We start from the raw sequence: 19581 nt of genomic DNA, 5'->3' as shown, positions 1-19581 counted from the left end.
CGCGGCAAGAGGAGCGACGATGGGCCCACTGACCGACGCGGTCGTGTACTCCGACATCGGCGGCACACTGGCCTCGGTCACGCTGTCCGCCGACGGAGAACGGATCGAGGAACTCGCCGTCTACCCGTACGTGCGCGGGGTGCTCGCCGAGCTCCGGCAGCGCGGCGCCCGTCTGGGCGTCCTCTCGGATCCCGGCCCGCTCCCCACGGACGAGCTCGACCGGGCGCTCGAGGACGCCGGCCTCTGGAGCGCCCTCGAGCCCGAGCTGGTCCTCTACGGGTCGAAGGACTCACCCCGCGTGTTCCAGCAGGCCCTGGAGCGCGCGGGCACCGCGGACCGGGTCCTCTTCGTCGGGGAGGACCCGGACGAGCGCGCTCAGGCCCTGCGGGCCGGGTTGCTGGTCGCCCCGCACCCCCTGTTGGCGACGGCGGTGCTCGACGACCGGGCGCACCTGCGCTACGTGCGGGTCACGGTCCCGCCGGACCACGCCCGCGAGGACTGGCGGAGCGCGCTCCGCGACCTGCCGCTGGTGCCCGTGCACGTCACCGGCCGCGACGGCACCACGGTCTACGCGATCGGCACGACGACGGCCGCCGCGCGGCTCGACGACCTGGGTTTCCGGGTCGACCGCCTCGGGGTCGAGGACGAGCCGCTCACGACGGAGCTGTACCTGCTGCGTGACGACCGCCAGGTCGACAGCGGTTTCCTGGCCCTCGACGGCAACTCGAGGGACTTCTTCCGGACGGGGGCGGCGGCCCGCGCCGTCCTCAGCTCCACCGACGACGGCCTCGTCGTCGCCGTACCGGCGGGCCGGTCCGTGGAGGCACTGCACTTCGACGGCACCCGGCACGGGCACAACCTGAAGCTGGCACCGACCGCCCCGGCGGCCGGGTGGGCCGACGACCGCGCCGGAGCGGCGGAGGTCGGCTCCACCCCGCCGACCGTCACCCCCGAGGAGAGGGAGGTCCTGGACGCCAGGATCGGGCCGCAGGCACTCACCGAGCACCTGGCGCGGTACACCGGGGCCACGCCGGTCTCCCCGGCCGGTGACGTCATCACCAGCAGGCACATCCACCACCGGGACAACGCGCTGGCCGTGTCGACGCTCGTCGCGGACCTCACGCGGATCGGGTGCGGGCGCTTCGTCGTCCGTCGGCACCGCTTCGCGCACGAGGGTCGGCGACTGGAGAACGTCGAGGCCGAGTTCCCCGGGAACGGGCTGGACGGGGTCGTGCTGGTGACGGCGCACATGGACTCCACCGGCGCCCTGCACCGGGGATACGACCCCGCGACCGATCCCGCTCCGGGAGCCGACGACGACGGCAGCGGGGTCGCCGGGGTGCTCGCCACGGCGGACGCGTTCCAGGCGCTGGACGCGACCCTGAGCGTGCCCCGCCGGACCGTACGGTTCGTCCTCTTCAACGCCGAGGAGCACGGTCTCGTCGGGAGCCTGGCCTACGCCCGCGACCAGGCGCTCCTCGGGACCCCCGTCGTCGGCGTCTTCCAGCTGGACATGATCGGCTGGGACGTGCTGCCCGAACCCACCTTCGAGCTGCACGCCGGCTTCAGCGACTCCGCCACGATCGAGCGGCGGTCGCTGGCCCTCGCGCGGAGGATCGCCGCGCTCGTCCCGCAGGTGTCCCCCTCGCTGCCGCCTCCGCAGCTGTACCCGCCCACCGGGGACACCGACCCGGCGGAGGCCCGCAGCGACCACTACAGCTTCCAGCTCAACGGTTACACCGCGTGCCTGGTCTCGGAGGACCTCTTCGCCGGACCCGGACCCGGCGCGCCGCCGGCCGAGATGAACCCCCGGTACCACACGCCCGCGGACGCCTCCGTCAACGCCGGGTACGCCGCGGACATCACCCGCCTGGTGGCGGCCGCTGCCTGGTTCACCGCCACGCACTGAGCCGGGGTGTCATCGGGCACCGGGTCGAGGGCACGCTGCTGGTGTCCGGCCCCAGGCGCGGCCCCGGGCGGGGAGCAGGCCGGTGAGAGGCAGGTGGTGGGTCGTGGCGGTGCTGAGCATCGCGCTCGAGGAGGGGTTCGAGGGTGACTCCGTCGTGGTCGAGGTGGACGGCCGCAGGGTCCTCGAGCAGGAGGAGGTCCGGACCCGCGTGCAGATCGGGTTGGCCGACACGGTGGAGGTGCCGGCCGACGACGGGGTCGACGTCGACGTCGAGGTGCGTCTGACGTCGCGCCCGGCCGTCGGCCGGCTGCGGGCCCACGTCGCCGACCGGCTGTACGTCGGGGTCTCCGTCCACGGCGACGCCGTGGTGTTCCGGACCTCGCCGACGCCGTTCGGCTACGTCTGATCCCCGGTCACCCCACCGTGGTCTGCGAGTACCGGTCCCGCTTGCGTGCCAGCTCCTCGAGGACCGAGGAGAGGACCCTCCGCCGGCCCACCACGCGGCGCGACAGGGTGTCGTGGGCCGCGCCCATCAGCCGACCGGCGACCTCCGGGTCGTCGGAGGTGCTCAACCGCTGCGAGGCCGTCTCGGCCTCCTGCGCGAACCGGATGTGGCCGAGCGTCACGGCCGCCTCGTCGGCGCGGTCCACCAGGGCGCGCTCCAGCAGCCGCCGGGCCTGCTCCGGCCGTGCCCTCCGGACGTCGACGGCCAGGCCCGCCGGGGAGTCCGAGCGTGCGGTCGCCAGCTTGTAGTCCGCGGCCGCGGGCAGGCCGAGGGCGAGCGCCGCGTGGACGGCGACCCGCCGGTCACCCAGGCGGTCGACCACCTCGGAGAGGGTGTCGTTGGCCTGCTCGAGCACCGCGGTGCCGCCGAAGGTCAGGGACCTGGCGACGTCCTCGGTGAAGACGTCCGGGGCGAGGGCCTCCTCCTCCCTGCTGTCCGGGGCCGCCACCCGCAGGGTCAGCGGCTCGGACACGACGTCCTCCTCGCCGTGGCGGAGGGCCGCCTGCACCCGGTAGGTGCCCGGCTCGGCGATCGCCTGGCCCTCGATGCCGGCCGAGACCAGCAGCGAGGAGTAGAGCGACTCGCCCGGTGCGAGCACCACGGTCTCCGGGGACCGGCAGTAGCGCGCGAACGGGACGTGGCGGCGAGCCGGCCCGCGCGGCGGCTGGACGACCAGCGTCATGTCGTCGACGGAGTCCAGCACGTGGGCGTCCACCAGCTGCGGGCTCCCGGAGGTGTTGGTCAGCTTGGCCTCCACGACCACCGGCTCGAGGAACTGGTAGACGGGGCGCTCCCGGTTGACCCGCAGCTGCAGCCGGAGAGCCGGCTCGAGGGACACCTGGGCCTCGCCGAACCCGTGGTGGTCGAACCACGCGGCGTCGCCCATCCGGACGAAGCGCTCGGGGGCGTGCCGCAGGAACAGCAGCTCCGGGTTGCTGAACCGGAAGGCGAAGTCCGCGAAGAACGCCGTCTGCCCACCGGCGACCCGGAACGGGTAGTTCATGAAGCTGCGGGCCTCCGGTTCGTCGGGGAGACCGGGCACCCACGGCGTCCCGAGGGACTTCTGCCACGAGTGGGCCAGGTTGAAGGCGTGGCCCATCTCGTGGCAGGCCGTCCAGAAGACCATCCGCCGGACCCAGGCCTGCGGGTTGGCGTCGCCCGCAGGCGCCTGCGAGATGAACGAGTCGTTGAAGATCGCGGTGCCCTGGCGGTGGTTCGGGCCGATGTCGTCGAACATGATGCCGCCGAGGCTGGTCCCCTGTTCGTGCAGCGAGGCGAAGAAGACCCACATGGCCCACTGGGCGCTCGACGAGAAGCGCGACCAGAACACCTGCATGGCGTCGTGCATCTCCGCGTCGCTCCAGCGGGCGTCGGACCCGGCACCGGTGAGCGGCACGGTCCCGCCGGGGGACTCCGTGGCGTCGAAGCCGGCGCGCTGGAAGACGGTCCGGATGGTGAGCTGTTCGCACGGCAGCGACCCGGGCCGGTTCGGGTGGGCGCAGGTGTTGATGCTGGTCGTCGCCGACTCCCCGGTCGCGGCGTCGAACTCGAAGTCGACCGTGTGGAAGTACCGCGACGAGTACCGGTAACGGCGGGTGCGGCGCAGGCCCCCCGGGGCCTCGAACCTCGCCGTCGCCCGCATGTCGCCCGGGTCGCCGTGGCCGCCGACGTGGATGGTCACGGTCGTGTACGGGAAGGCCGAGGTGGCGCCGTCCTTGTAGTGGATGGGGCCACGCCACCGGTGGGGACCCATCGGCGTGAGCGCGGCGATCCAGTGCACCCGGTCCAGGCCGAGGCCGGCAACTCCACTGGCCACCTGCTGGGCGTGGGGGCCGTCGACGTCGAGGCGCAGCTCCTCACGCCCGGCCTGGGAGACCAGGAGCACCGGCGCCACGCGAGCCGTCCCGTCCAGGGCCCCGTCCACCGCGCCGTCCAGGAACGGGACGCCGTCGGCCGCCTCGCGGACGTCGACGGAGACGTCCTCGGAGTCCTTCGGATGGGCCGTGTACAGGCCACTGACCTGCTTCTGCTGTGGCTCCTGTCCGCTCTGGAAACGGATCTCGGGCAGCCCCTCGACGCTGACGTCGGTCGTCGAGACAGCATCCGGCTTGACGATCATGTCGCTCTCCTCCGAGGTGGGCGCAGTGCAGGCCGAGCGTCTCCAGGGGGCGTCACCGATGCGTCATCGGGGCGTCACCCCGGGCGGTGCCGCGTGGTCCTCGGTCCCGACCGGACATCCGCCTCGGGACCCGCATCGCACTGTGCAGTCACCCACGAGCCGCGGTGATGCGGCAGTGACGCCGCGGTGACGACCTGTGGGAACCCTTGCTCCCCAGGGTGCTGATCGGCCTGGCCGAACCGGCCTCTCCGTCGGCAGGGAGCGTCAGCTGCGTGGAGCAGGGGCGCTCAGCACCGTCTTCCCGACGTGCCGGGCGCCATCGCTCCACCGACTCCCACCCACTGCACCTCGAGGAGAGCCGTCATGACGGAGACCGGGACCGCTCGCCCGCGCCGGACCTGCGCGACCATGCCGCACCACTTCCACCTCGCCGACACCGATCCGGTGTACCGAGAGAACAGACGTGCCATCGAGACCGGCACGAGAGCGGCTCGGGTGGCGATGCGCACGGGCGTCATCCGCATCCCCGTGGTGGTCCACGTCGTCCACCACACGGAGACGGAGAACATCGACCAGAGCCAGATCGACAGCCAGATCGCCGCCCTCAACCGCGACTACCGCCTGCTCAACCCGGACAAGAGCCAGATCCCAGCGCCGTTCGGCGTCTTCGCCGCAGATGCACTCGTGGAGTTCGCACTGGCAGTACGGGACCCACAGGGCAACCCCACGTCGGGGATCACGCGCACGTGGACCTCGAAGAGAGCCTTCCCGTTCGACCCGTTCGATCCGCTGGCGACCGAGAAGCTGGACGCGATGATCAAGTTCGACCAGTTCGGGAAGGCCGCATGGCCCCGCGACTCCTATCTGAACGTCTGGACCTGCACCATCGGTGGTGGGCTGCTCGGGTACGCACAGTTCCCCGGCGGCCCCGCTGCGACGGACGGCGTGGTGGTCAACAACGCGGCATTCGGCTCCGGTGGCACCGCCGAGGCGCCCTACGACCTCGGCCGGACCGGAGTGCACGAGGTGGGGCACTGGCTGAACCTGTTGCACATCTGGGGCGACGACGGCGGCGGCTGCAGTGGCTCCGACAACGTGGACGACACCCCCAACCAGGCCGACTCCAACGGGTCCGAGGTCCGGCTGTCCGACTTCCCGCACATCACCTGCGACAACGGGCCGAACGGCGACATGTTCGTGAACTACATGGACTACGTCGACGACGACACGATGCTCATGTTCACCAAGGGCCAGGTCCGGCGGATGGACGCGACCCTGGCCGGTCCCCGGGCGCCGCTCGCGAACTCGACCGGACTGACCCCCGTGGTCACTCCTCGGCTCGAGACCAGCAGCGCCGCCGGCACCCGTTCGGCCGTCAGCGACGAGCGGGGCACCCGTCCGACCCTGGAGTTCGACGGGGTCTCGTGGGTCCCCGTCGACTAGCATGGCATCCGCTCCGAGCTGGGGGTTCACGTTGGGCGGACCGGTCGACACCCGTCTCCTGTGCCAGTCGTGGCTCCGTTCGCGGCAGGAGGACTCCGACACCGAAGAGGTCTACCGGCCGGCCGGGTTCGACTTCCCGCGGCGGGAGCGCAGTCGGGCGGGGTACCGGTTCGAGGCGGACGGCACGGTCCGGCGCGTGGGCACCGGGGCCGCGGACGTTCCCGAGGTCACGACCGGGGTGTGGCAGGTCGATGCGGAGAACCCGCACCGGGTACGCGTCGTCGTCGGCGGCTCGCCGCAGGTGCTGGAGATCACCGACCTCACCCCGGATCGTCTCGCCGTCCGGCGTCCCTCGTCGATGGACTCCGGGTGAGGGCCGGACGGCTCGTGGCGCGACCGGTCACGGAAGCGTGTCGAGCTCAGCGGCGATGAATGCGACGTTCATCCGCAGGATCTCGAGCGCGAGATCGAAGGAGATGGTGTCGATGCGATCTCTCTCGGAGTGTTCGCGCTCGTTCGCCTGGTCGGCGCCTTCGATCGTGAGCACAGCCGGGAGGTCCGCCTCGATGAAGGGCAGGTGGTCGCTGCCCCAGGGGCTCAGCGACGTCTCGACGACCAGCCCCGTGTAGGTGGCGGCCGCCAGCGCCAGGCCGTCGATGACGGCCTGTGAGACGGCGGCGCCCTCGAGCAGAACGCTGGTGGGTGTTCGGTTCAGACACCCGATCATGTCCATGTTCACGACGGCGCGGAGTCGAGCCCGCTCGGCGGTGTCGAGCCCGGAGACGTAGTGGCGGCTGCCGAGGAGACCCTGCTCCTCGCCTCCGAACACGATGAACCGCAGGTCCTCGGCGGCCGGGTGGTCGCGCAGCGAGCGGGCCAACTGCAACACGCCCGCGCTGCCCGAGGCGTTGTCGTCCGCTCCGGGGGCGGGCACGTCCGGCCCTCCCCCGGCGTCGTGGTTGACCGAGTCGAGATGGGCAGTGGCCACCACCAGCCCCCTGCTGCCCGATCGCCGTCCTGGGCGGTCAGCGATGACGTTCAGGCTGGCGCGTCCGTCGACGGTGATCGCCTGCGTCCGCACCCCGTATCCCATGTCCTCGAGCTGACGGCCGACCCAGGCAGCCGCCTCGCGGAAGGAGCCGGACGTCGAGTGCCGGGTCGGGTAGGAGGCGAGGTGCGCCACGTCGGCCTCGTACGGAGCGCGGCTGACGCCGTCCACGAGCGCCTGGATCCAGGGGACGGGGGTACCCCGGCCTCGGCCGCTCGGCGACGAGGTGAAGACGACCTGTCGGTCGGGGAGGGATCGAACGACGAAGCGGGTTCCGCTCCCGTCGTGGAGGGCGGACTCGCGCGAGGGGTCGACGGCGACGACCAGGAACCTCCCGTGGTCCAGGAGCACGGGCACGTCGGGGTGCGCCTTCTGGAACGAGCGGCCGCACTGGATCACCAGGCGCAGGTGGTCTCGTGGCACCTCCTGTGCCCGCCGTGGCGTCGTGCCGGCGTGGCGTCTCCCGCCGGTCGGGTCCGGTGGATCGACGAGGAAGACGTCGTCACCGAACCTGGCCCAGCTGTGGGCGTCGCCGCCGTCGACGTCGACGGCCTTCCACGGCGCGATCCCGGTGACCACGGGACGCGGCGAGGACGCGAAACCGTGCACGAGGGGGATCAGATCGGTGAGCGTCGTGATGTCACCCGACGCGCCCGGGGCGGGGGCGAGGTGCACGGCACGCATGCCGAGTGACCGGGCCGTCAGCACGTGGTCCTCGTTCTCGGTGACGAACAACGCGGACCCGAAGGACAGGCCGGGGCTGAACTTGTCCAGCGCCGCTCGGAACACGCGCGGGTCCGGCTTGTGCACCCCGACCTCGGTGGAGAGGGTGACTCCCACGTCCACGGGCTCGAAGAAGTCCCGGATGTGGAGATGGTCCAGGATGGCCAGGTAGCGCCGCCGGATGGCCGAGATCTCGGCGGGGCTGTGCGGCATGTCGAAGTCGGACACCAGCCCCCTCCTCACCGGCTGGTGCTCCTCGTCCCGGATCCGGCCGATGGCCGTCAGGGTCTCGACGGCGCCGGGGAGCAACGTGTTCTCGTGCTCGAGGGTGTCTCCCAGGTCGAACAGGACCACCTTCATGGCGGATCCTCCCCATCTGCGACGACACCACGCCCGGAGTGCTGCGCGGGGCAGTCGGGTCGTTCAGCGGCGTACCGGCGGATCGGGCGCGAACGTGAGCTCCTCGGGCAGGTGCACCAGTCGGATCCCCTCGGCGGTCAGGTCGTAGAGGTCGTGCAGGTTGCCGAGTTCTCCGGTGGGCAGCAGGACCCGGTCGTCGCGGTCGATCGGGTCGGCACGCAGCCAGGTGTCGAAGGACGTGAGGTCACGGTGGCCGGCCTTGAAGTACCTCACCAGTCGCCGGTACAGCTTCGGGAACATGATCAGTGTGGACAGATCTGCCACGCCGAGCGGATCGACACGGGTGGTGGTGGTGAGGTCCTCCCCGGGCCAGAGCCCGACACCGTCGGCGCGGGCGGTCGTGGTGAGCTGGCGCATCCGGTGGATCACGTCCAGGGGCGTGGTGGCGTACAGCTCGGCGTAGGCCAGGCCGGCGCGGACGAGTTCGGCGTTGACGCTCGACTCGAGCAGTTCGTCGTCGACGAAGGCGCGATCGCCGTCACCGACGCCCTCGAGCCCCGGCAGGGCCGGTTCGCCGGTGTAGACCAGGCCGAGGACGCGTCCGTTGCTCTCGACTCCGCTGGCCAGCAGGAAGCCGCGGAGCGGGTGGTGCTCGGCGGTTCTGACCTTGTTCGGCCGGTCCGCCCAGAACGTCACCTCACCGAAACCGATGGTCTGCAGCATGTGGTCGCGCGCTGCCTCAGCGAACTCCAGATCCTGGTGCTGGTTCTCGAAGTGGATCTCCAGGGTGTCGATGCCCTCGAACCGGGTGCTGTACGTCCCCAGGTGGCGTCGATCCGGTCCGACGGTGCCGAATCGAGGTAGGCCGCGGACCAGGTCGTCGTTGTCCGGCAGGAAGTTGATCGTGTCGCCGTCCGGTTCCGGTCCATTGCGGGGGAGATCCGGGTAACGGATGTAGAAGTCGCCCAGGACCAGCGTGTAGCGCGGCGCTGCCATCGAAGCCCCTCCCCTGCGTCCATCGACGCCGTTCCCGAGATCCATGGCCTCGTCGACGATCCCGACCCCTCTCGTGGTGGCGCGTTGGAGGTCCCGCGACTCCTGGAACCGGTGCGCATGGACGAGGGCAGGCGTCCGCATCGCTGACGTGCACGAGCCGGCGGCAGGCGGGTCACCCGGCGGCGCGGTGCGACTGCACCCACGCTGCGAGGCCGGGGTTGCGGGGACGGTACGGCGGATCGGCGTCATCCCAGCGGCGCAGGACGCTGCGGTCGAGCGTCTCCTCGACCGTCTTGCCGACCGGTCGCAGGAGCGGCTCGTTCAGCGGCCACAGGCGGGTGAGGCGGCCGAGGGCCGTCGTCTGGAAGTCGTGGATCGGCCCGTTCCACTCGGTTCCCCTGAGCGGGGCATCCGGCGGATCGACGACGAGCCCTGCCGCGACCGCCCGGTCGACGATCCACTCGCGGGCCAGCAGCGACAGCGGGTTCCCGGTGGCGGGCGTGGACGTCCCGCCGCCACCGATGTTGCCGTGTGCCCCGGCGAACCAGCGCTGCTCGACCTCGGTCCGGTGGCCCGGGACGGGTCTCGGCACGTCGGTCCACAGCGTCGGCTCGAACTGCCTGCGGTGCTCGTCGACGGCGACGGCGTGACAGGCGACGTCGACCAGCCCGCTGAGGTTCGTGTCGTGGAACTGGTACTTGCGTCGGGTGAGGAAACGTCCGAGGCCGGCGGGGATCCCGAGGCTGCCCACCGTGTCGAAGACCCCGATGAAGCGGATGCGCACGAGCCGTGAGCGCTCCAGGACGAGTCGATCCTCGGCCGTGCGCGCCGGCTGCTCACCGGTCTGCATCTCCCGCAGACCGGGCGTCTTCCTGTTGCGATAGCGCTCGAAGACCCTCTCGGCGGACAGGTCATCGGGGTCCAGCAGCCCGCACTTGGCGATCATCCCCGCCAGGCTCCGCGCGGTGAACGCCCCGCGGCTGTAGCCGATCAGGAAGATGCGGTCGTCGTCGGAGCGGTGGTGCTGCGCGACGTGGCCGTAGGCCCGGCGGATGACCTTCTCCAGGCCGTGGCCGAACAGGCCACCCCGGATCCGGTCTAGGCGGCCGGTGCCGACCCCCTCGAGGTAACAGCGCTCCTGCGTCAGGCCGGCCGTGTCGGGGCGCACCCGCCCGTGGATCTGCCCGACGTTGGTGTTGGTGTTGGTGTCGCTCCACGTGCCGTCGAGCAGCACGGGGATGTTGATGCCGCGGCGTGCTCCCCGGCTCGCCGTCCCTCGTGCGTCCGCGTTCGTCACGGTCATCCCCCTCGGACCGGGGTCGTCACCCGACATGGCCGTCGGCGTCCACCCGATCGTCGCGGTGCGGCGTCACGTCGGCGTCACCGCGCCGTGAAGGGTCTGCCCAGCGACCACCCCGCATGCCGACGGTGACGACCAGCGTCGGCGATCGGTCTGGTGCCACGACGCCCTGGAGCGCCACCGGCCGGCCGGACGCCGGATCCAGGCCTGTCCCGAGCCGGACGTCACCACCACGGGGGGCCGGTGTCCGGCGCCGCCCTCGGTCACGGTCACGGTCGCCGGGCTCGACGCAGTTGGGCGGCGAACGCCCCCGGATCGGCCCTCGTCACCCGGTGTACGGCCGAGACGATCCGAGCCACGTCCAGCCGCTCGACCTCCCCTCCGGTCTCGATCGGGAGCGTGCCCAGCACCTCGCTGCCGTAGCCGAACTCGATGCGGCCGATCAACGGCACGTCGGTCGGGAAGTAGGCACGCAGCGACGTCCCGTCGTCCGACACCTCCGTCATCAGCGCCCCCGTGGACGACTGCCCGTCGCTCAGCCGGACGAAGGGCACCACATCCCGCTGGGGGAACTGCGGCCCGAGGACGTCGAGGCGCAGCAGCAGGTGCGGCCGGGCCGCGACCTCACGCACCGTCTCCTGGGCGCGCCACCTGACACCACCGTCCGGCACGGGGACCACCGACATGATCCGTCGCCCTTCCGTCGATCGCCGTCTAGTCACTGAACTCGACGTTGTCGAGCGCGATGTCGCCCGTCGGCACTTCGGTGAAGGAGAACGTCACCGCCACGACGTCGCTGAGGTCGACCGGCTCGTCGCCGTCGGAGGCACTCGTGTACGCGGCGAGGGGGATGCGGACGGTCGTCATCGCCGACTTGACGTTCCCGGGTTCGTTCGCGGCCGCCTCCACCGGGATCGAGCCGAATGCGCTCACTCGTACCGAGCGCTCGTGGCCGCTGCCGTCCTCCAGCACGACACGCAGGTCCTGCGGACGCGTCGCCGGGTTCGACGGGCTCTTCGCCACCCTGGCGACGCTGAAGCTGAGCACCGCGAACGTCCGCACGTCCCGCGCCGCGGACGGAACCGACATCGACAGCGCGTCGGAGGTGCTGTTCCAGGCGAGACGCAGCCCGCCGGTGTCGTGCGGTGAGCGGTCGTCGTGCGGGTACAGCTGGGCCTCGACCGGGTCGGCCGGCAGGCCCACCTGGGTCACGGCGCCACCCAGCGTCCCGGTCTTCCAGCTGGACGGGGTGTGCGCACCCTCGAAGTCGTCGAGCGTCCGGCGCCGGGTGGAGCGGTACTGGTGGTGGATCCTGGCGCCGGTCGACGCGACGCTGCCCGGGACCGAGTCACCGCGCAGCACGCCCGTCCACTCCGGCTCCTGACGCAGCGTCGCCCGGAAGAAGGCGTTGGCGTCTGCGAGCAGGATCGTGCGCTGGGCCGAGGCGGGGAGCAGTGGAGGCGGCGAGGCCTCGTTCGTGGTCACGAAGCCGTTGTGGGTCGCGTTCTCGACGAAGCTCATGGACTTGTCCCGGCCGTCGGCCCGGTCGTACAGCGAGAAGCCCGACTGGCGCACGTCGTAGCCCGCGTAGGGCGGCCATCCGGAGACGTCCGCGTCCTTGGCCCCGTACAGCACGTGCAGCGGCACGGCTCTCAGTCCGACGAGCGTCTCGCGCCCGTACTGATCGGTCGGCGCGAGGGCGAGGACTCCCTTGAGTCCGATGGCCAGCCCGAGGGACCGGTTGAGGCGGGCGATCTTGAACACCGCCTCCCCTCCCCGGCTGTGCCCGAGGACCCCCACGGTGTTCTGCAGCACGGCTCCGAACAGCACTCGGAGCAGGCCGAGGTGGTCGAAGAAGGCGTTCGCGCGGGCCAGGCCGTGCACCCCGCTGGGCATGTGTATGGAGGCGCTCACGAACCCGTTGGCGGCCAGGTGCTCCAGGAGGAACGCATAGCTGGTGAACTGGTGGCCGTTGCCGTGCACCACCACGACGACCGGGTAGTCGGGCCGCGCCGTGCTGACCTGGGCGGGCGTGGTCGCCCCCGGGGCATCGGCCGGGAACCGGACGATCGCCTGGCGACGGAAGGTGCGGCTGACCGGGGTGAACGCTCCCGGCTCGAAGTACGCGGTGTTCTCGTCCTCGACGGTCAGCGAGGTGCTGAGGCCCTTCGCGAGGAGCAGTGACGCGTCGATGGTGAACGCCCCGACGTGCCGGAACTCCCTCAACGTGCCCGGATCGGGCAGGACGCGCGAGCCGGACGCGACGCCTGCTCCGATGACCTCTGACACGGCTGTCCCGGTCATCTGCGCGGACGGAGCCACGGCCTGCCGGACAGGCTGGTCGACGAGGGCCTGGTCGCGCACCAGGAGGCCCGGGGCGAACCGGCCGACGACGAGGTCGTGCCGGCTCAGGGCAGGCAGCTCGTCAGCCTCGAAGCCGTACCGCACGGGGCGGACGACCAGGTCGAAGGAGCCAGGAACCAGCCGGTCCGCCTCGATCAATCGGACGGGTTCCTCCGGCCCCGCGACGACCGTCTCGACCACCAGCGGTCGGCCGTCGATGTCCGTCACCGGCTCGATGGCATCACCGACGACCCACTCCGACTGCGACGGCACGACGGACACCCTGATGACCGTTCCCTCCCGGACGCCGTCGAGGCGGAGGAACAGGAGGTCAGCCGTACCCGTGACCACGTCCGACGGCCGGCCGGCCGCATCGCAGACGAAGCCGGACGGCGTGCCGCCGGTGTCCACGATCGGCAGCGTCGCGCTCGCGACGGTCCGGCCGGCCGCGTCCACCGTGACGGACAGGGCACGGCCGGCCCACCGCCGGGCTGCCTCCGCCGGGGTCGGCCCACCGTCTGCGCCGGCGAGGCCGAACCGCGGCGCGACCACCGTGGGCGGCAGCGCGCCGAGCTGGTCGGCCACCAGCCGGTGAGTGGCGTACGGCTCGCCGTCGACGGTGAGCGCGACCGTGTGCACACTGCCGGGCCGCAGGCGGGCGGCCGACAGCAGCAGGGTCTGCCCCACCGCGAGCCGGTCTCCCGCGCCGCCGTCCGTGATGAGGACGAGTTCCCCGCGCGTCAGGACGGATGCGAGGTCGGCGCCGGGGACGGCGATCTGCAGGTCGTCCGAGGCGAGCTCGGACAGCGGGACGGGGGCAGTGCGGTGGATGGGCCGGCCGTCTCGGTCCAGGCTGACGACGAAGCTGAGGGAGGGGTCGTCCGCAGGGGACACGCCGGCCAGCGGGGCCTCCAGTCGGAAGGCTCCGTCGCCGTCAGAGACCGTCCCTGGCAGCGGAGACGACGATCGTGTGATGGCCGTGACGGCCATGCCGGCCAGTGGTGCGCCGCTGTCGGCGTCGACCACCCGGCCGTCGAGGACCAGATGCGCCACCATGTCGCCTCCGACGGATCGAGACCAGGCGATGGCATCGCCAGGAGATGCCACCGATCAGGGATCTGTCCGGGAACGCAACCGGCCCCGCTCGCTCAGGAGCAGAGCGGGGCCGGGTCACGCAGGTGCCGGTGTCGTCGTGGATCAGGGCAGGATCACAGCCAGGTGGAACGACCGGTCCTCGACTTTCCCGGTGCTGTCGTGCGTCAGTACGAAGACGCCGTTGCTGGTGCCCACGCGGAGGTTGACGATGACCTCGCCGGGCGGGGAGGCGCCTGCGTCGGCAGACAGCCCGATGGTGCAGAGGAAGGCACCCCGGCGGATGTTGCGGTTGAAGATGACCTGGTACGCACCGTCGGCGAGCTTGGTCGCCGACACCGCTCCGGAGCCCCTGGCCAGGGTTCCGTTGCCGTCCACGACGGCGAAGACGACTCCCGCGGCCAGGGCAGCGGACTCGTCGATGGCCTGGCGGGCCTCGGCCTGTGCCTCATCACTCAGTGGCGGCTGCTCGTACGGCTGCTCGGTCATTTGTTGCTCCCCTCTTCCCGGTTGAGCGGCACCGCTGCCTCACTTCCTGGGTCCGCTCGGTCGAGCGCGAGCATGCCCAAGCCCCGTCACGCACCCGTCACTGATGCGTCACGGCAGCATCTGGCCGGAACAGCGTGGTCAGCCGGAGCGCCCGGCGGGTCGCCCAGTTGCCGCCGCCCGGTCCTCCGGCACGGCCGCGGTCCACACGACCGGGTTCCCGGACTGCACCCGGGTTCGGCGTCAGCTACTGGGTGCCGTGGGTGCAGCCGCCGCCCCGCGGGCTGTGGAGCGGTCGCGGCGCCGCGGTGATGACGACCGTCGCTGCCTGGCTGGGCGACCGTCCGGCCCCGGGGACGTCGCTCGAGGAGCTCGTGCTCCGCTACCTGGCGGCGTTCGGGCCGGCCACCGTGCGCGACGTGGGCGTGGTGCGGGCTCACCCGGCTGCGTGAGGTGGTGGACCGGCTGGGTCCACGCCTGCGCCGGTTCCGCACCGAGGAGGGAGCGGAGCTGGTGGACCTGCCCGACGGGCCGCGGCCCCATCCCGACACCCCGGCGCCGGTCCGCTTCCTGCCCGAGTACGACAACGCGACCCTGTCCTACGCCAACCGGAGCCGGGTGGTCGCCCCGGGCGACCACGTGCCGCTGCGGGGTGGTCCCGGCGGATGGGTCGGCTCGGTGCTCCTCGACGGCCGGGGGCAGGCCATGTGGGCGGCCCGGCCGGGGAAGGCGGCCACCGTGCTCACCGGCTCAGCGCTGCGTCGTCTCCCGCCGCCGGGCCGGACCGACACGACCGTGGACGCTCCCGGCCGACGGCGGGTCGACGAGGCTCTGCATCCCGACCAGGACCAGCGAGTACACGAGGAAGGGCCGGGGACCGACCAGGACCAGCGCCCGGCCCCGGCTGCGGGCGAGGGACTGCGCCGGGGCCAGGACGCGGATGCCCTCCACGTCGCAGAAGGTGATGCCCGCAGCGTCCACGGTCCAGGTGTGGTGACCGCTGGGGGTCAGGGCCTCGAGGACGTCGAGCAGGTGGTGGGCCGTGGCCCGTTCGAGCTCGCCGGCGACCGTCACCCGACCGGCTCGCAGGTCGGTCGAGATCGCCAGCGGGCGCCCGAGGTCCTGGGCGGGGGCACTGCGAGGATCGGTGCGGTCATGGCATCCCCCGGCGGGACGCCGGGCCGGTGGGCCGACGGCGTCCCGTGGACGTGGGCGTCAGGCCGGACTCTCGACCGGCCGCCAGACCAGCAGCGCCTCGCGCTACATGCTGACCGGTCAGATGGTCGCGTGCAATAGGAAGCACCGCGAGGCGGTCGTCCCGTCACCGCGGTCCCTCGCTCCTCGCCTTGATCCCCTCGGCCTCGGCCGCCAGGTAGCGATCGGTGAGGCGGCGGTAGAACCGCCCCACCACCGCGCCCACGGGCCCGGCCTGCTCGACCGACAGACTCACGCGGGTGCCGCCGCTGCCGAGGTCCTCCACCACGTGCCGAGCAGTGGTGCGGACGCCCGGGCCGGTGGCCACCCAGGTGAACGAGCGCCCCGGCTCGAGTTCGGTCACCACGTACTCGGTCGGGGGGATCCGGGGCTGCTCCACCCGGGCACGGGACCCGACCGCCAGCGGGCCGTCGTCCAGGCGCCGCACCGCGGTCACCGTCGACGCCCACTCCGGCCACCGTTCGACGTCGAGCAGCACCTCCCAGACCCGACCGACCGGGGCCCCGACGTCGACCGTCGTGCGCTGCTCCACCGGACCATCCTGCTCCTGCGAGATCACGTGTCGACGCGTCCGCCTCGCTGGAGAGCGCGGGAGGACGGGATGCCGGTCGCGGGGCTCCCGTCGTCTCACCGGGACGGAGCCGGACTCGTCCGACCAGCGGTCCGGTCGCAGACGCGAACGGCTCGCACGTCCGGCGTCCAGCACCCACCGGGCGGGTGCCAGGTCAGTCCGACCAGACCGGCGGCCGCCTGGCGAGGAAGGCGGCCAGCCCCTCACGGAAGTCCGCCGTCGCGCCGAGCGCCACCGCCTCCTCGCGCTCGATGGCCAGGCCCTCGTCGAAGGGCAGGTCGACACCCTCGGTGATGCAGCGCCGGATCGCCGCCAGCGCCCGCGCCGGCTTCCGGGCCAGCCCCTCGGCGTAGCCCTGCACCTCCTCACGCAGCCGCTCAGCAGGCACCACGACGTCCACGAGGCCGATGCGGTGGGCTTCCTCGGCACCGAGCAGGGCGCCGTCGTAGAGGAAACGCAGCGCCTGAGGCCGGCCCAGCAGGCGGGCCAGCGCCTGTGTGGCGCCGACCGGCGGGATGAACCCGATGCCGATCTCCGGCTGCCCGAGCCGGGCGGTGCTCGCCGCGAAGCGGACATCGCAGTGCAACACCATCTCCAGACCGCCGCCGACCGCGGTGCCGTGCACGGCCGCCAGCAGCGGTTTCGGCGACGCACGCATCCTGCGCACCAGGTCGTGGCACACGCCCACCCAGCGGCGCATGCCTCCGTCGTCCATCTCCGCGAAGACCCGCAGGTCCGCGCCCACGCTGAAGTGGGCGTCCAGCGCGCTGGCGATCACCACCACCCGGACGGCGGGGTCGGTGAGGTGCCGCTTCAGGGCCTCCGGGACCTCCCGGAGCATCTCCCAGTGGAAGGCGTTGACCGGCGGGCGGTCGTACTCGATCCAGCCCACCCGGTCGTGCACGCTGACCCGCAGGAAGTCGGCCATCCGCCCTCCCCTTCACACCGTCGACCGACCCTAGAGGATGCCGAGCGGGCAGCCGCAGGTCCCGAGGGCCTCGACGACTTCGTGTACCTGTACCTGGGCGAGGGACTCGGCTGTGCCGTCGTCGCCGACGGCGAGGTCCGGCGCGGGTGGGGCGGTCTCGCCGGGGAGATCGCCCACGTGCTCACCCGCGGACCGGGCGGGCGCGCCGTCGCCTTCACCGACGTCTTCGCGACCCGCGGCTGCGGCACCAGGACTCCACGGCGGTGGACGTGGACCGCCTGCTGTCCGCCGTGGACACCGACGGCGACAGTGCGGACGGGACTCTGGCCGCCCTGGCCGAGGCGGTCTGCGGCGTGGTCTCGGCCCTCGTCGCGGTGACCGATCCCCAGCTGGTCGTCGTCGGCGGCGCCTGGGGTGTCCACCCGGCCGTGCTGCAGGCTGTCTCCGACCGCGCGGCTGGACTCCCCCGGCGCGTCCCCCTCCGGGCCGCCCAGGTCACGACCCGACCTGCCCTCAGCGGAGCCCGCGCAGCGGCGCTCCGCGATCTCCGGGCGGCGATCTCGACCCGTCAGCAGCCGCCGGCCCGACCACGTCGGTGCGACCGCCGCCACGTCACCGGGGCGTCGTGGACCAGCGCGTCCTATCGGGTGTCACGGGGTCCCGGCCGCCGTCGTCTCCGTCCCCTGTCGCGCGCCCGGCGCGCCGGCTCCGACAGGGGCCGACACGTGTCCACGGGAACCGTCCTCACCCGTCCCCTCGCGAACACCCGGCCTGCCGCGACCGACAGCGGAGTGAGCCGCTGCCCGCTGAGGTGAGCCAGGCCGCTGCGGTCGACACCGTCCACCGACTCCGCTACCTCGTGTCCGGCGTCGGCGGACGACTCGGCAGACCCTCGGAGGAGCGGCGCAGCACGGGTCCTTGTCGCCGGTATCGACGGGGGTCACGCTGCCGAGGGTGACCGAGTCACCCGAGCAACGGCTCCACGAGCTCCTGTACCACGGCGACCAGGCCGCGTGGACCACTGCGGCGCTCGTGCTGTCCCTTCGGGACCGGGCAGCCACCCCGTTGGCCGACGCCGCCCGACAGGTGACCACGGCCCTCGACCTCGACCTCCCCGCCGCCCTCGCCGGGCGTGACCCGGCTGCCGCGGCCGCGCAGGCCGCCGCTCCGCTGCTGCAGGCCGCGGCGGCGGTGCGCGGGGATGCCGTGCTGTGGGCGCAGCAGCCCGACGAGGCGCTGCTGGCCCAGGGCCTGGCCAGCGCGCGGAACGGGGCCCGGTTCGTCGAGTTCGCCGCCACTGCGATGCCAGGGCTGCTCGCGGCACTGGATCGGCCCGGCGCCCGCGTGCTCGACGTCGGCACCGGCGTGGGCGCCCTGGCGGTCGCCGTGGCCGAAGCGCTGCCGCGGGTGACCGTGGTCGGCATCGACGTCCTGCCCCGCGTGCTCGCCCTGGCCGAGCGGGTCCGCGCAGCCAGCCCTGCAGCCGATCGGGTCGTGCTGCGGCAGCAGGACGTCGCGACGCTGGGTGAGGAGGACGCCTACGACCTGGGCTGGGTGCCCGCACCGTTCGTCCCCGAACCTGCGCTGCGGCCGGGCCTGCGGGCAGTCACCCGAGCTCTCCGGCCAGGCGGCTATCTGGTGCTCGGCCACGGCAAGTACGTCGGCGACCCGGTCGACGACGCGCTCAACCGGTTCCGGACCCTCGCCTACGGTGGCACCGCCCTCGACGACGCCTCGGCGCAACAGGCCCTCGTCGACGCGGGACTCGACGCGGTCACCACCACGCCCACTCCCCTCGGCAGCCCGGCCATCACCGTCGGTCGCAAGCCGACCTGACCGCCTCGCCGACCGGGACGAGGAGGGATGACATCCTCGGACCTCGTGGCCACCTCACGAGGGCCGGCACAGTGATCCCCGACGCCGAGGCCTCGGCCACGTGCCGGTGACCCGGACCGGCAGTGACGTCTCCTCGAGGGAGCGGTCCCCGCGGCGGGCGGCTCCCCTGGTCTGCAGGTGCACCTGTTGCGTGCCCCGCAGGCTCACCGTGGCACCGGTCGGTGGGCGATGCCGGCCGTCGACGAGGGCCTGGATCCAGCGGTGGCCGGTGACCGCGTACGTGACGTCGGCGGTGGCGCCGTCCTGGGCGGTGTGGCTGCCGCTGCCCGCCCGGACCCAGGGCTGGATCGGCAGCGACCCATCGCCGGTACGGCACCTGCTGGTCAGGCTGGGACCGCGACGTCGATCGTCGTCACCGACTCGGTCACCGGCCGCGCGGGTCCGGCGGACCCGGGGCGGCGACTGGTGGCGCGGCCGGGGTCGGGCGTGGGCGTCCGACCCCGACGTACCGCCGGCGCTGCTGCTGATCTGCGGCAGCGTCGCGGCACGGGTGGGCGGCCAGTCACCGGCAGACCTGGACTCGCAGGCGGCGGTGACAGCACTCGCCGGACGTGCTGCCACCGCCGCCGTGAGTCGCTCCGCGTACGGGACGGTCCTTGGTCGAACTGGTCGAGGTGACCGGTCGTCGCCGAGCACGCCTCATCGGT

The 19581-nt window shown here is 72.6% G+C and carries 17 protein-coding genes and 1 pseudogene; 8 read left to right on the top strand and 10 right to left on the bottom strand.

Annotated features, from left to right (window positions below; translation table 11 throughout):
- The first annotated feature begins 19 nt into the window (after window positions 1-19).
- Both ACI78U_RS09450 and ACI78U_RS09445 read left to right on the top strand, forming a co-directional pair.
- Entirely contained in the window at window positions 20-1909 is a 1890-nt protein-coding gene (locus tag ACI78U_RS09450) for a M28 family peptidase (RefSeq protein WP_456875045.1), read from the top strand.
- 103 nt (window positions 1910-2012) lie between these two features.
- Complete coding sequence (locus ACI78U_RS09445) at window positions 2013-2315, top strand: hypothetical protein (RefSeq protein WP_456875044.1); 303 nt, start codon at window positions 2013-2015, stop codon at window positions 2313-2315.
- A gap of 7 nt (window positions 2316-2322) precedes the next feature.
- On the opposite strand, the gene ACI78U_RS09440 is transcribed toward ACI78U_RS09445, so the two are convergent.
- Window positions 2323-4533: a hypothetical protein gene (locus ACI78U_RS09440; RefSeq protein WP_456875043.1), complete on the bottom strand. Its 2211-nt coding sequence runs from the start codon at window positions 4531-4533 to the stop codon at window positions 2323-2325.
- 363 nt (window positions 4534-4896) lie between these two features.
- On the opposite strand from ACI78U_RS09440, the gene ACI78U_RS09435 reads away from it, so the two are divergent.
- On the top strand, window positions 4897-5976 hold the full coding sequence (locus ACI78U_RS09435) for a M43 family zinc metalloprotease (RefSeq protein ID WP_456875042.1): 1080 nt from the start codon (window positions 4897-4899) through the stop codon (window positions 5974-5976).
- A gap of 1 nt (window position 5977) precedes the next feature.
- A complete protein-coding gene (locus tag ACI78U_RS09430) occupies window positions 5978-6349 on the top strand; it encodes a hypothetical protein (protein ID WP_456875041.1) in 372 nt (123 codons plus the stop codon).
- Between the two features lie 27 nt (window positions 6350-6376).
- Here the strand turns inward: ACI78U_RS09430 and ACI78U_RS09425 are convergent, their stop codons facing one another.
- The 6 genes from ACI78U_RS09425 to ACI78U_RS09400 form a co-directional block, all read right to left on the bottom strand.
- The gene (locus tag ACI78U_RS09425; protein ID WP_456875040.1) at window positions 6377-8107 is read right to left on the bottom strand and encodes a M20/M25/M40 family metallo-hydrolase; all 1731 of its coding nucleotides are present in this window, start codon (window positions 8105-8107) and stop codon (window positions 6377-6379) included.
- A gap of 63 nt (window positions 8108-8170) precedes the next feature.
- The gene (locus ACI78U_RS09420; RefSeq protein ID WP_456875039.1) at window positions 8171-9103 is read right to left on the bottom strand and encodes a thermonuclease family protein; all 933 of its coding nucleotides are present in this window, start codon (window positions 9101-9103) and stop codon (window positions 8171-8173) included.
- A gap of 172 nt (window positions 9104-9275) precedes the next feature.
- A complete protein-coding gene (locus ACI78U_RS09415; protein WP_456875038.1) occupies window positions 9276-10400 on the bottom strand; it encodes a DUF2235 domain-containing protein in 1125 nt (374 codons plus the stop codon).
- 272 nt (window positions 10401-10672) lie between these two features.
- Window positions 10673-11035, bottom strand: coding sequence for a hypothetical protein (locus tag ACI78U_RS09410; RefSeq protein ID WP_456875037.1), 363 nt, complete (start codon window positions 11033-11035; stop codon window positions 10673-10675).
- Window positions 11036-11117: 82 nt separating this feature from the next.
- A complete protein-coding gene (locus ACI78U_RS09405) occupies window positions 11118-13802 on the bottom strand; it encodes a hypothetical protein (RefSeq protein WP_456875036.1) in 2685 nt (894 codons plus the stop codon).
- Window positions 13803-13943: 141 nt separating this feature from the next.
- Window positions 13944-14327, bottom strand: coding sequence for a hypothetical protein (locus ACI78U_RS09400; protein ID WP_456875035.1), 384 nt, complete (start codon window positions 14325-14327; stop codon window positions 13944-13946).
- A gap of 134 nt (window positions 14328-14461) precedes the next feature.
- Between ACI78U_RS09400 and ACI78U_RS09395 the strand changes: the two genes are divergently transcribed.
- Together ACI78U_RS09395 and ACI78U_RS09390 are read left to right on the top strand one after the other, a co-directional pair.
- Window positions 14462-14776, top strand: coding sequence for a DNA glycosylase AlkZ-like family protein (locus ACI78U_RS09395; RefSeq protein WP_456875034.1), 315 nt, complete (start codon window positions 14462-14464; stop codon window positions 14774-14776).
- A gap of 1 nt (window position 14777) precedes the next feature.
- Window positions 14778-15050: pseudogene (locus ACI78U_RS09390) on the top strand (DNA glycosylase AlkZ-like family protein); the annotation flags it as partial.
- A gap of 24 nt (window positions 15051-15074) precedes the next feature.
- On the opposite strand, the gene ACI78U_RS09385 reads toward ACI78U_RS09390, so the two are convergent.
- From ACI78U_RS09385 to ACI78U_RS09375, 3 genes are all read right to left on the bottom strand, one after another.
- Window positions 15075-15398, bottom strand: coding sequence for an STAS domain-containing protein (locus ACI78U_RS09385; protein WP_456875033.1), 324 nt, complete (start codon window positions 15396-15398; stop codon window positions 15075-15077).
- A 247-nt stretch (window positions 15399-15645) separates the two neighbouring features.
- On the bottom strand, window positions 15646-16071 hold the full coding sequence (locus ACI78U_RS09380; RefSeq protein ID WP_456875032.1) for an SRPBCC family protein: 426 nt from the start codon (window positions 16069-16071) through the stop codon (window positions 15646-15648).
- Between the two features lie 193 nt (window positions 16072-16264).
- A complete protein-coding gene (locus ACI78U_RS09375) occupies window positions 16265-17038 on the bottom strand; it encodes an enoyl-CoA hydratase/isomerase family protein (RefSeq protein ID WP_456875031.1) in 774 nt (257 codons plus the stop codon).
- On the opposite strand from ACI78U_RS09375, the gene ACI78U_RS09370 reads away from it, so the two are divergent.
- Window positions 16958-17416 (top strand): ROK family protein, encoded by a 459-nt coding sequence (locus ACI78U_RS09370; RefSeq protein WP_456875030.1) that lies wholly within the window; start codon window positions 16958-16960, stop codon window positions 17414-17416. The two genes, ACI78U_RS09375 and ACI78U_RS09370, sit on opposite strands and share 81 nt — an antisense overlap.
- Before the next feature lie 576 nt (window positions 17417-17992).
- Entirely contained in the window at window positions 17993-18874 is an 882-nt protein-coding gene (locus ACI78U_RS09365; protein WP_456875029.1) for an SAM-dependent methyltransferase, read from the top strand.
- The last annotated feature ends 707 nt before the right edge of the window (window positions 18875-19581 follow it).

This window comes from Geodermatophilus sp. SYSU D00710 (assembly GCF_054050195.1).
The sequence above is the reverse complement of the archived record's forward strand: the minus strand, read 5'-3'. Positions and strand labels throughout refer to the sequence as shown.